9 protein-coding genes and 1 pseudogene are annotated in these 11186 nt (G+C 43.8%); 5 read left to right on the top strand and 5 right to left on the bottom strand.

Features of this window, described 5'->3' with window-relative positions; genetic code table 11:
- Window positions 1–54: 54 nt before the first annotated feature.
- On the bottom strand, window positions 55–1230 hold the full coding sequence (locus QUB56_RS31260; RefSeq protein WP_332960234.1) for a transposase: 1176 nt from the start codon (window positions 1228–1230) through the stop codon (window positions 55–57).
- A 57-nt stretch (window positions 1231–1287) separates the two neighbouring features.
- Here QUB56_RS31260 and QUB56_RS31255 point away from each other — a divergent pair, with 57 nt between their 5' ends.
- The gene (locus QUB56_RS31255; RefSeq protein ID WP_332960233.1) at window positions 1288–1479 is read left to right on the top strand and encodes a hypothetical protein; all 192 of its coding nucleotides are present in this window, start codon (window positions 1288–1290) and stop codon (window positions 1477–1479) included.
- Window positions 1480–1529: 50 nt separating this feature from the next.
- A complete protein-coding gene (locus QUB56_RS31250) occupies window positions 1530–3008 on the top strand; it encodes an amidase (protein ID WP_332960232.1) in 1479 nt (492 codons plus the stop codon).
- 741 nt (window positions 3009–3749) lie between these two features.
- Here the strand turns inward: QUB56_RS31250 and QUB56_RS31245 are convergent.
- Entirely contained in the window at window positions 3750–5090 is a 1341-nt protein-coding gene (locus QUB56_RS31245) for an NAD(P)/FAD-dependent oxidoreductase (RefSeq protein ID WP_332960231.1), read from the bottom strand.
- 218 nt (window positions 5091–5308) lie between these two features.
- Between QUB56_RS31245 and QUB56_RS37460 the strand changes: the two are divergent.
- Window positions 5309–6967 (top strand): annotated as a pseudogene (locus tag QUB56_RS37460) (IS1634 family transposase).
- Between the two features lie 396 nt (window positions 6968–7363).
- Here the strand turns inward: QUB56_RS37460 and QUB56_RS31225 are convergent.
- From QUB56_RS31225 to QUB56_RS31215, 3 genes are all read right to left on the bottom strand, one after another.
- Window positions 7364–8107: an HNH endonuclease signature motif containing protein gene (locus QUB56_RS31225; protein ID WP_332960228.1), complete on the bottom strand. Its 744-nt coding sequence runs from the start codon at window positions 8105–8107 to the stop codon at window positions 7364–7366.
- Between the two features lie 66 nt (window positions 8108–8173).
- Window positions 8174–8782, bottom strand: a complete 609-nt coding sequence (locus QUB56_RS31220) for a DUF262 domain-containing protein (protein ID WP_332960227.1) — start codon at window positions 8780–8782, stop codon at window positions 8174–8176.
- A gap of 308 nt (window positions 8783–9090) precedes the next feature.
- Window positions 9091–9783: a GDSL-type esterase/lipase family protein gene (locus tag QUB56_RS31215; protein WP_332960226.1), complete on the bottom strand. Its 693-nt coding sequence runs from the start codon at window positions 9781–9783 to the stop codon at window positions 9091–9093.
- 80 nt (window positions 9784–9863) lie between these two features.
- Between QUB56_RS31215 and QUB56_RS31210 the strand changes: the two genes are divergently transcribed.
- On the top strand, window positions 9864–10097 hold the full coding sequence (locus tag QUB56_RS31210) for a DNA-directed RNA polymerase subunit omega (RefSeq protein ID WP_332960225.1): 234 nt from the start codon (window positions 9864–9866) through the stop codon (window positions 10095–10097).
- Between the two features lie 359 nt (window positions 10098–10456).
- Window positions 10457–11122, top strand: coding sequence for a hypothetical protein (locus QUB56_RS31205; protein ID WP_332960224.1), 666 nt, complete (start codon window positions 10457–10459; stop codon window positions 11120–11122).
- The last annotated feature ends 64 nt before the right edge of the window (window positions 11123–11186 follow it).

Genomic DNA, 11186 nt, shown 5'->3' with positions numbered 1-11186 from the left:
AACCCAAGGGGGGTTGGATTGGCTATTGACGGACTGATTACCGTGATTCCCCAATCAACGAATCGCACGAGCTTTAAGAACGGGTTGCCCCACCGCTCTATTTTTGATTACTATTGCGGCATTATGGTCACGGTCTAGACTGCACCCACAGTGAGGACAGTCATGCCAACGAATATGCAGCTTTTTTGGTACTTTCTCGCCGCAATTAGAACAATCTTGTGAAGTATTATGGGCACTTACTGGGACAACTAACAAACCAGCGTTTTCGGCTTTGTTTGTCAGTATCGACAGAAAACTTGACCACCCAGCGTCCAACACAGATTTAGCCAACCTTGTACGAGCTAGACCTTTGATGTTTAAATCCTCGTGTGCGATTACGTCATATTTTGACAGCAGCCAATTAGCTGTCTTGAAGTGGAAATCTTTTCTTTTATCTGCAACCTTCTTGTGTTGTCTGCCCAGTTGCTTAATAGCTTTAAGCCTGCTATTGCTCCCCTTTTTGCGACGTGACACTCGCTTTTGAATTGTTCGCAAGCATTTTTGTTCTTTACGGTAATATTGGGGAATAGCGACTGTTTCGCCTTCAGATGTTGTCAAAAAATCCTTCAATCCCACGTCAATACCTGTTATCGAGCGAGGATTAAAGTCTGGCTTTATCTCTGGAACTGTCTTGTCTTCTAGGGAGAGCGTCAGGTAATAACCATCAGCTTTCTTGGTGACAGATGCGGTTTTGATTTTGAACCCGTCAGGGATAGGACGGTGCAAGACAACTTTAACTTTCCCAAACATCGGCAAGTTAATCAAGTTGCCCTGTAAGCATCCCTCTTTCATTTGCGGATAAGTAAAGGTGCGATAGCGGCTGCGAGCTTTGAATCGAGGTTTTCCGCTGCGTTTTCCGCTGCTATCACCTTTTAGGAAACGGTCAAATGTTGTCTTAACTCGCTTAACTACATCCTGAAGGACTTGCGAATATATTTCGCTATACCAAGGATGTGTTTTCTTGAGTTTAGGTAACGTTTTCTTTTGCGAGCAATAATCGGGATTGTCTCGCAGTTCAGGTAGGTAACAGACGAGATGGCGGGCGTTAACAGGAGAGCGATTTTGTTCGTACCAATTAAATCTATCAGCCAACAGGTAATTGTATTGGGCAGACAGCATGGATAGCCATCTGTCTAGCTCAATGACTTGCTGTTTTGTTGGACGTAGTTTGTACTGGTAAGCCGTTCTCATTAATTGGCAAATATTGGAGCGCCGTCGGTACGCATCAATTAGTGTTACTGTACCAGAATGCGTTATTTACTGTCAAGTACAAAGGAGAAAATAGACCCATTAAATAAAGAGTTTGTTTGTCTCGTCATCCACCCGCCCACCGCTCAAAACATAGTTTTGAATTGGTTGACGGTGGAATCCACAGCGAAACGCGACTTTCATCCCACACTAATCGAAGCGACAAGCGTGTGGGGATTCCCGTCTGGCTAGCTAAAAGCTAGAGAGTCAAATAAAAATCAAAAATATTCTGTTTGTTGCTTATGAGTAGCCTGACCTTTGCCTCTGCCCATCAGCTAGCGCGAATGATTCGCGATCGCCAAGTCTCAGCAGTCGAAGTTCTCGACGCTTACCTTACTCAAATCGCCAAGCACAACTCGCAATTAAACGCCATTTGTACGCTGGATGAAGACAATGCCCGTACTAGAGCAAAACTTGCCGATGAAGCCCTAGCCAGAGGAGAAAACTGGGGTGCTTTACATGGGGTTCCCATCACGATTAAAGACATTTTTGAAACAGCCGGACTCCGCACCACAGCAGGCTATATTCCCCTCAAAGATTATGTCCCTCAACAGGATGCAACTGCTGTTGCGAGATTGCGGGCAGCAGGTGCCGTCATCATGGGAAAAACCAACATGGCGGAACTGGCTGCCGATTATCAAAGCACAAATTCTCTGTTTCCGCGGGTGAATAATCCTTGGCATCTTGACTACACACCTGGTGGCAGTTCTGGAGGGAGTGCCGCTGCTGTCGCCGCCGGACTTTCACCGTTAGATTTGGGCAACGATTTCGGGGGTTCGGTGCGTCAACCCGCTCATTTCTGCGGCATATATGGTTTAAAGCCCACAGATCGCCGTATTTCTACAGCAGGGCAGATTCCTGAAGTGCCGGGAATGCCGCTGTCTATTCGGCAAATGATGACCGTTGGGTGTTTTGCCCGATCGCTAGAAGACATCCGGCTATGTTTTTCGTTAATTGCAGGCGCGGACCTGCGGCGCCCTGATGTCCCGCCGATTCCGCTCGATCGACCCTCTGGCAAGCCTTTGCAGCATCTCAAAATCGCTTGGACTGCTGAATGGGCCGAAGTTCCCGTTGCTTCTGAAATTCGAGCAGCTATGGAGTCGATCGTGCACACACTCTCTCACGCAGGTGTCCAAACCGAACGCTGGCTTCCCAAAGACTTTGACCTTTCCAAAATATTGAATCTCTACGGACGGATGTCAATGTACCTGACTATCTACGCTCAACCGCAGGATAGATATAATGTGCGTCGCAGTTTAGAGTTAATCTTCCGTACCGCCACCCAAGGCGACAAGAAACTCCGAAAATTGGGAGATTTCAGCAAATTTCTACCTGAGATATTGAATCCAAGTTTGAAAGGATATTTCGAGGCACTGACACAGCGCGATCGCTTCACTGCCCATATAGATGAGGCATTAGAACCGTGGGATGTATGGCTTTGTCCCGTTGCGGCAACCGCTGCGTTTACTCACCGTCCCGCTTGGAGTGCCGTTGACATTGATGGCAGATCCTATCCTCATGCAGTGGCAAACGGAGCTTACACCATGCCTTCTAATCTTAGCGGACATCCTGCAGTAGTAATTCCAATTGGACAAACTCAAAATGGTTTACCGATTGGAATGCAAATTGTTGGTAAGCGGTGGTGCGAAATGGAGTTGTTGGCGATCGCAGAAGCGATCGACAAAGTGGTGGGTAGTTTGCAACACCCACCTGGTTACTGAGCATTTTATCAAGTTTTACTTGATGGTCAAGAATACAATCAGTGTTAGGGTGCGTCAGGTTTGAGATGAGCGGGCACAGAAAATCCGATGATGACGCACCCTTCTTGGGTGGTGTGTCAAGATTAACTCGAATACAACTTTTTTTCAATTTTTATAGCCCACATTCCGCACTTCTTAACATAAGCTGCTACGCATTTAAATCGCATATTCGAGGCAGGCGGGACGCCCACCCCACAAAAGTTTGATTGTTTTTTGACAGAAAATTTAAATGCCGCAACAGCTTAGTCAAAAATATGTTGACTATAAAACGTCATCCTAGGAATTTAATCGCCAACATATTCTCCATAAATAATGACTATTGAGAACCCATAAACACTCCTTAATAAAAACTCATATTTCTACATATCAGCGGAATGCTCGTAGACAAAAAATTACAGCCATTTCGTACCAAAAAATCCCCAATTAATATTAAGACCTGCGGAATGTGGGTTCTATTCCTAAGAAAATTTTCAGCTCGCTGGCTGCATCCTGAGCATGACTACGTATATCATCGTCTAAGTCTTGCAGTCCGGTCTGAATTGCTGAGACTACTTGTGTAAGGGTGAGGATTTGGAAGGTACGAGCAATGTGACCCAGCCCGAGAAGAGCATTGCCCCGAACAGTAGCATGAGGGTGTTGGGACAGTTGCAAACAAATCGCCTCTGCCCAAGCACCTGAACCTGTAGAATATCGGTTGATATTTCAAGTTAATTCCCGTTTTGCAAGACTCTTTTTATTTGACCATTGAATCAAAGCCATCCAGGGTTTGAAGCGAGCGAAAATCGTCGCATAGGGCAGGGTTGTTTTAGCCACCAATGTAGCGGGAGTCGGACTAAACCAATTGGGAAACCGCTGACTCAGTTTACCCTGGAGTGCCATAGCTCCCCCGAATAGCAAAGATAGCCATTTAGCTTGGGGACTGAGAAGTCTATTGAGGTCAGCGATTGCATGACCTTCTTTCACTTGGCGGGCTGAATAGTGAGCTAAGGCAACCTTGAGGTCGTTATTGGACTCTTGTAAACACTCATCTAACGCAACCACATCCGCAAAAGCGGCTTGACACCCTTGCGCTAGGGAGGAAGACATGGCATGGGCTGCATCCCCGACTAAAACAGCCTGCCCAGCCTCGTCATGGTAGCGATTACATCGAGTTTCCAGAATACTAGAAGGGCGTTGGTCTAAAAAGGTTTGTGCAGCTGTATCATCCAGTTGAACTCCTGGTAGCCATTGTTCAAACACAGACCTTTGCAGATCGCTTACCGTTTGAATACCAGGCGGGTTCCCCTGGGTCAGATGGGAGGCTTGCTTCCAGAACATCAAGAGACAGAGTTGATTATTAAGTTCGGGGATCGCGGCTCCTGTTAGTTGAGTCGGACCTGCTCCCGGATGGGTTGGAGGGATGGAGTGCCGAAAGAAATAGGAGGTATCGGATGAAAAATCAGGAGGTTGGGAAATGTGCACCACTTTCCAAACTGAATCAAAATAGGACTGCCGGAAATCGAAACCCGGTTGCCGCAGCATTGCTGTTTTGACGACAGAATGAACGCCATCGGCCCCAACCAGCAAATCGTAGGATTGCTCGAAGGGGCGATCGTCCTTGGTGGCTAATTTGATTTGATGAGTTCTTAAGTTTACCTCCAGGCACGAGGTGTTGAAGACGAGATGGACGTTGGGATAGGCTCGCTTCTCTAGCTCATCAATCAGGGCACGACACAGGTTATTGCGGTTAATCAGCAGGCTAAATTGTTCTGGATCAGAAGTCCGCTGGAATGCCTGCCACTGTCCCAATTTCTTGTTGTAGAACCCTGTTTTACGAATCGCGATCCCCTCTTGTTTAACCGCAGCCCATAATCCATCCACTGCTTTGAGGATCTGCTGTCCCCGCTCTGTCAGGCTAATCACAAAGGCTCGCTGATCCGAGCGCTGGAGTCTCAGGTCACTGCGCTGCTCGTAGAGAAAGACCTCATAATCAGGGGAACGAGCAAGCAAACGATGGGCGAGTAGCAGTCCAGCAGGGCCTGCCCCAATAATGACAACTTTCATAGCGATTCTTCACACTCCAGGTAGGGTTTGGGCAAACAAAGCGGCAAAGTCTTTGGTAACGGCAGCGGAGGGGTCTTCGACCCCACATTCTGCAGATATTTAAGCAGATTTAACGATCGCCTGCCATGTAAAAACTTTAGCCTGAAATGATTGCTAGGCAATCATTTCAGGCTTTTTTGACGTAAAATAATCAGGTCAAGTAGAAAGAGAGAAAAACCATGAATGAGGCAACAGAAGCCATAAAAGTCCTAAATCTCGACCATTTAGGAATAGTAGCAGGAATAATAGACGAGATGGAATTGGTAGAATAAGTCAATAAAATAGTAGGAATCAAAAACAAAGAAACCCTAAGTCCCCGACAAGTAATGAAAGCCATGATTTTGAACGGATTAGGATTTTTGAGCGCCCCACTATGCATATTCGAGGAATTTTTCCGAGGAAAGCAACATCACATCTAATTGGGAAAGGAATATTGCCCAAACATTTAAATGATGACAGACTAGGGAGAGCATTAGACAAATACTACCAAACAGGGATCACTAAAATATTTACAGCGATCGCCCTCAAAGCAGCTCATAAATTTCAAGTAAAAATGAACAGCATTCATTGAGACGGAAGTTCAATGTACCTACATGAAGAATACAAAAATGAATCAGAAGCCATCAACGAAATAGAAAAAGAAACCTCAGAAGCAGACACCGAAATCAAACCAATAGAAATAGTCCACGGGTACTAAGCGAGACCATCGACCAGAGCTCAAACAATTTATCATAGACATGATTGTAACAGGAGACGGAGACCTACCACTATATCTAAAAATAAACTCAGGAACGACGACAAAAGCGTATTTGTCTCCCAATTAAAAGAATTCAAAAAACACTGGACATTTGAAGGAATCTGCGTAGCAGACAGCGCCTTATATACAGGCGAAAACATCTCAGCCATGACCGGAATGAAATGGATAACCAGAGTCCCATTAAGTATAAAATAAGCACAAAGTAAAATCTTAGAAATAGCAGAATCAGAATGGCACCCCAGCGGACTACCTGGATATAAAATAGCCGAAATAACCAGCGAATATAGCAAGATACAACAAAGATGGTTAATCGTAAAAAGTGAGACCAGAAAAAACGCAAGCATCAAACAAATAAACAAACAAGTAAAAAAACAGTTAGAAAACGTGAAAGTATCACTGCGCAAGCTATCTCGACAAGAATTTGCGTGTCAAGCTGAAGCAGGAACAGCAATAAAGCAGCTATCATACTCATGGAAATACCACAAAATCACAGAAATTAAGTGCCGAGAAAAAGCCATCAAAAAATCAAAAGCAACAGCCAAATCAGCAACCAAACCAGAGACAATAGGATATGAAATAACCGGGAAATAGAAATCAGAAAATCAGTAATATCAGCCAAAACAATTAAAGCAAGTAGATTCATATTAGCCACAAATATTCTCGACAAAAATGAATTGAGTCAGCGAGAAATATTATCAGAATACAAAGCGCAACAAAGTAAGAAGAGAAGATTTATATTTCTCAAATATGCCGGATTTTTCCCATCAAATGTATTCGTCAAAAACCCCGAAATAGTCGAAGCAATTGCCATGATAATGGGAGGGTGTTTACTGGTATACAACCTCGCGCCAAGAAAATTGAGGCAAGAATTATAATCAGCCAATGAGAGTATCAGAAATCAGGTCAATAAATTCACCAATAAACCGACTAGGCGATGGGTGTTCAGATGTTTCAAGCCGTGCATTTAGTAACTCTAAATGGAAGGGAGCAGGTCAGCAATTTAACAAAAGAAAGTCAAGAAATATTGAATTATCTAGGAAAGATGTGCGGGCAATACTATTTAATGATTGAAGATGGATAATCGTCGCTCTTCAGAGCCAGATATTTTGAATACATTTCAATTATTAGCCAAGAAAACAATCATCTTAATCGAGATTTTTTGGGATAATTTAGGCAGAATAATTGTCTCAAAAAAACGAATAAGTCTATTAACAAATATTTGTCATTTCAACTTCTTGAATTGCCCAGTAATTTGAAAAAAAGTGACACTAAAGCCCGAAAAGTTAGGTGAGAAAATTTTTGAGGACTCTTAATTCATGAAAAGTCCCAGTCCTCTGGGTTCGATCTGCGGAATGTGGGGTCAAGAATACAATCAGTGTTAGGGTGCGTCAGGTTTGAGATGAGCGGGCACAGAAAATCAGATGATGACGCATCTTCTTGGGTGGTGTGTCAACATTAACTCGAATACAATTTTTTTTCAATTTTTATAGGTAGTATGGCAGTATGGGTGAGTTAATTGTGCGTTTTTTAAAGTTCCTAAACCACCATCAGCTTTTCTTGTAATATGGTCGATACTGTTAAATCGGCTAGGGAGATACCCTCCACAAATTTTACAAACTGGGCAGCCTGGTATAGCATCTCTGATAAACGCAGATGCTTTGGTTTCTCTAGAAAAATCTTTACTCTGAATTTCACCAGTGTCGGCTTTCTTTGAAATTTTTAGAGTGGCAAATCTTTTATCGCCGGCTCTTATTTCTGCGATCGCATTCTTTTTATCTATACCTCCTGACAACTTATTAATGACTTCTAAGTAGAAGTCTCTCACTAGCTCTCTAGCTTGTAATGCGTCACTCTTCTTAGCAACAAGTTGTGGAACCATATCGTAATTCCAAATTACCCATTCAAAATCTTTTCTTACCTTTATCAATTTAGGCCAGGATTTAGTCTGTTCTAAATTTAAAATTAGACTGACCACCCCATAAAAGGAACCAATTTTTGGCTTTCCTTGTTGAGTGTAAAAGTATACAATTGGATGTAAACCCAGAGATGAAGGATCGCTGGTATTAATTCTTTGAGCCACTTTTTTGCACTGCTTTAGTAGCTTAATAGTTTTATCGCCTTTTGAATCTTCTCCCAACTGATTATCGGTTGATATGTTATTGACAATATTTATAAATTCTAAAATCACTTCCAGCTTATCCGAAGATGAAAGATTCCCCACAATTGGTACATCTAAGTTTTTAATGGGATTTGAAAGTTTGGGGTGAAATATAAGTTGGTGTATTTCTTACGCTACAGTTTCAATCTCCTCCTGTTTTTCTTCAGAGAAATCCGACCAATATTTATGACCATTACCACTTCTCACGATCGCACGCGCAGCGACACGATTAGGTGTTTTACGTGCTTGTAGCAACCTCATCTCAGTCTCGCTAATCGGGGCTGCTTTCTGGTTGATTTTGAAAAAAGAATCCTCGGCTTTCCGAGCATCACCTTCACCCCATTGAAGTGTAATCGCCAAGCTCCCTAAGTTCCTAGCTCTTTCCTGCATTTTAGGATTAACTTGACCTGGCTGTGATGTCAATGATTGATAATCTTTGTAAGCTCCTATTTTCTCTTTAATTAGTTGGCGAGTTTCTTTAGCTGCCTCTTTCTGTTCGTCACTGATGTTGCCGTCATAAAAATCTTTAGAAATTTTACCATCCCCATAATCATCATTCATCCAAGCAAGTAACGAACTCAGACGATGAGAACCATCAACGACAAAATAGTAACTACTGCAACTTTGCCAAAGAATAACTGCGGGGATTAAATCTCTATCTAAAAAACTTTCAATAAACTCGCATATTTTGGTGGCATCCCATTCATTAGTTTCTCTTTGAAAATCCGGTTTTCGCAAAAACGGATACAAGAAAGAACCTTTTTCTAAATCGCGAATACCCAGAGTGAGGATACTTCCCTATTGTATTCGTACTGCTCTTGAATATCAAATGCTTCTCGGGGAATAAGTGCATCTACACTAACTGGGTAATTTTTGGATGATTTGGCCATTTTAAGTACCGACTGCTACTTTTTAGTATTTCTTGAGTTTTCGCTTGATAATCTTCCGTTTGAGCGGTGCAAGTCAGGCCAATTTCGCTTAATCTAGAGGCTAAGCGCCCCTTCAGAATGCCGCCAAAGTTAGCCCTGATGACTAATGACTACTGACTAATGACTAATAGAGGCTAGCGGCTCCCAACTTGTCACATCTTCAAATAAAGCTTGATAGCCCGCTGCATTCGGATGCAGGCCATCTGCAATCAGGCGCGAGCGCCACCAATCACAGCCCCGATCGAGCCATTTATCAAAAATATCTAAATAGGGAATTCCCCGCAACTGACAAGCTAATTTCGTTGCTTCCTTATACCGATATTGGTCAGCATGACTGTAGTACAAACAATCTTGAAAAGGCATTTTACTTTCATCCACCGGCACCATCCCGACAAATATCACCGGACAAAGTTGTTGGGACAGGTTTAACAAATGATCCAAAACAGTTTTAAAATGTTCAAAATCAGTGTAGCTGCGCCCGGTAGGCGACTGCACTCTCGCTGAATCGTTGAGGCCTACGGAAAGAATAATCGCATCCGGGACGCGGTTTCTGAGTTCGCCCCGGTGGCGAAACTCGTTTTCGAGCCGCTGGGAGACTTGATAAGTGCGATCGCCCCGAACGCCCAAATTGTATAAAACGTGTCCTGGACTCTCCGGTAACATCCACTGGCGCCGCAATCTTTCCACCCAGCCACCCCCTACACCGTCCCCGAAACCGTAGATTAAGCTGTCACCGAAAGCAACCAATTTGAGCGGATGAGAATTTCCCCGATGCAAGTGACCAAAGGAATAGGCTGTTGCTACCTGCATAAGCAATGATACTCAGTTAATAAATTATGAATCTTGACATACTAAACTAGAATGTAACATTACATAAAGTAGGTAGTCTCATGGTTAAGCGTCCAACCTTCGATTCAACTCAGCTAACCCGTCGCGCGGAAGAGTTGATCGCTGCTGCATCCAACCGCTATCGGATTACGGTACAGGTGGCGAACCGCGCCAAACGCCGCCGCTATGAAGATTTTGACAATATGGACGACCATCAAATGATGAAACCTGTAATGCGGGCGATATTTGAGATGTCGGACGAACTGACTCAGCCGGAAATTATCGGAGATATCTAGGCTTCGGGAGTTTTGAGTTTTGAGTGCCCAATTGCCAGAAATTTTTGTCAACTCAAAACTCAAAACTTTGTCAAACTAGACTGGTGCGCCTGGCGTGAAAAACCCGGTTTGTTTTATATCAATTCCGGTAACACCGTTCGGGATGGGGAATCGTCCCTTGGGGAATCTGAAATTATTGACCTTGACTTTATCATTCCCATGCAACCGGAAAGGATATTATATACGCAAGCGAGCGTCCAGCTCGCAGTTCTAAAAAACGCTTATTACCAAATCGGGATGCTCCCAACCGGGTTAATTTTCCTAAGTCCTAAAATTAGAAACTAGGACTCTGCTGGCGGGTAAGATTATGAAATTATTATATGTCTGAAATTGTCAAAACTGTGAATAAATTAAAGCGGGGCTTAAGTTTTCTGTTGGTTACTTTGAGTGTGGCGATTTTCACGCTTTTGAGTTGGGTATTGGAATCGGGCGAACTAAGTCTGTCGGCTTTGGAACCTTCGCTGCTGCAAAGTTCTGAGTCGGCGTCGGTGCAGCGGGTGGCTCAACAATCTGCGCCGTCGCAAGTGAGGGTGCAAGATGCGTGGAAATTTGTGTATGAAAAATTGCCGGATTTCCCGATCGAGAATAACTACATTTCCAAGGAAACAGGAAAAGTCGCTCCTACCAATACTTTAGTCGGGCGGTTGATTCAATATCACGTATTTGTCAAAGGACGGCCGCCCAATTACCGCTTTGATTGGAAGTTGAGTTTAGCTGACTACTTGGGGGCGACTCCCGATTATTTGGTGGAAAGTGTGTATCCCGGAAACGACGTTTTGCGGTCAAATCCGATGGAACAGGATCGCGCTGCTATTCAAAGTTTAAATAGAGCACAGCGAGATGCTTTGGTTCAAGCTTTGGTTGATGTTTTTACCGAGACTTCCGGGCGTGGGCGCACACCGGCGGCGGGGGAAACACAACAGCGATCGAACACACCGACCATACCTCAACCCCAGCCCGGAGATGCTAAGTTGCTGATACCTTAATACTCAGGGCTGCAGAAATCGGCTTTTTTAGCGAAATACTGCCTTCGCGCCTTTAACACTGGTA

It is taken from the genome of Microcoleus sp. AR_TQ3_B6 (assembly GCF_036702785.1).
In the GTDB taxonomy this organism is placed as follows: Bacteria; Cyanobacteriota; Cyanobacteriia; order Cyanobacteriales; family Microcoleaceae; genus Microcoleus.
Note: the sequence above shows the minus strand (reverse complement) of the source record. Positions and strands in the feature narration are given on the sequence as shown.

Bases quoted from the DNA above. Each gene is read 5' to 3' on its own strand.
- QUB56_RS31205 (WP_332960224.1), top strand. From the start codon at position 10,457: ATGTCTGAAATTGTCAAAACTGTGAATAAATTAAAGCGGGGCTTAAGT.
- QUB56_RS31255 (WP_332960233.1), top strand. From the start codon at position 1,288: ATGCGTTATTTACTGTCAAGTACAAAGGAGAAAATAGACCCATTAAAT.
- QUB56_RS31245 (WP_332960231.1), bottom strand. From the start codon at position 5,090: ATGAAAGTTGTCATTATTGGGGCAGGCCCTGCTGGACTGCTACTCGCC.
- QUB56_RS31250 (WP_332960232.1), top strand. From the start codon at position 1,530: ATGAGTAGCCTGACCTTTGCCTCTGCCCATCAGCTAGCGCGAATGATT.
- QUB56_RS31210 (WP_332960225.1), top strand. From the start codon at position 9,864: ATGGTTAAGCGTCCAACCTTCGATTCAACTCAGCTAACCCGTCGCGCG.
- QUB56_RS31260 (WP_332960234.1), bottom strand. From the start codon at position 1,230: ATGAGAACGGCTTACCAGTACAAACTACGTCCAACAAAACAGCAAGTC.
- QUB56_RS31215 (WP_332960226.1), bottom strand. From the start codon at position 9,783: ATGCAGGTAGCAACAGCCTATTCCTTTGGTCACTTGCATCGGGGAAAT.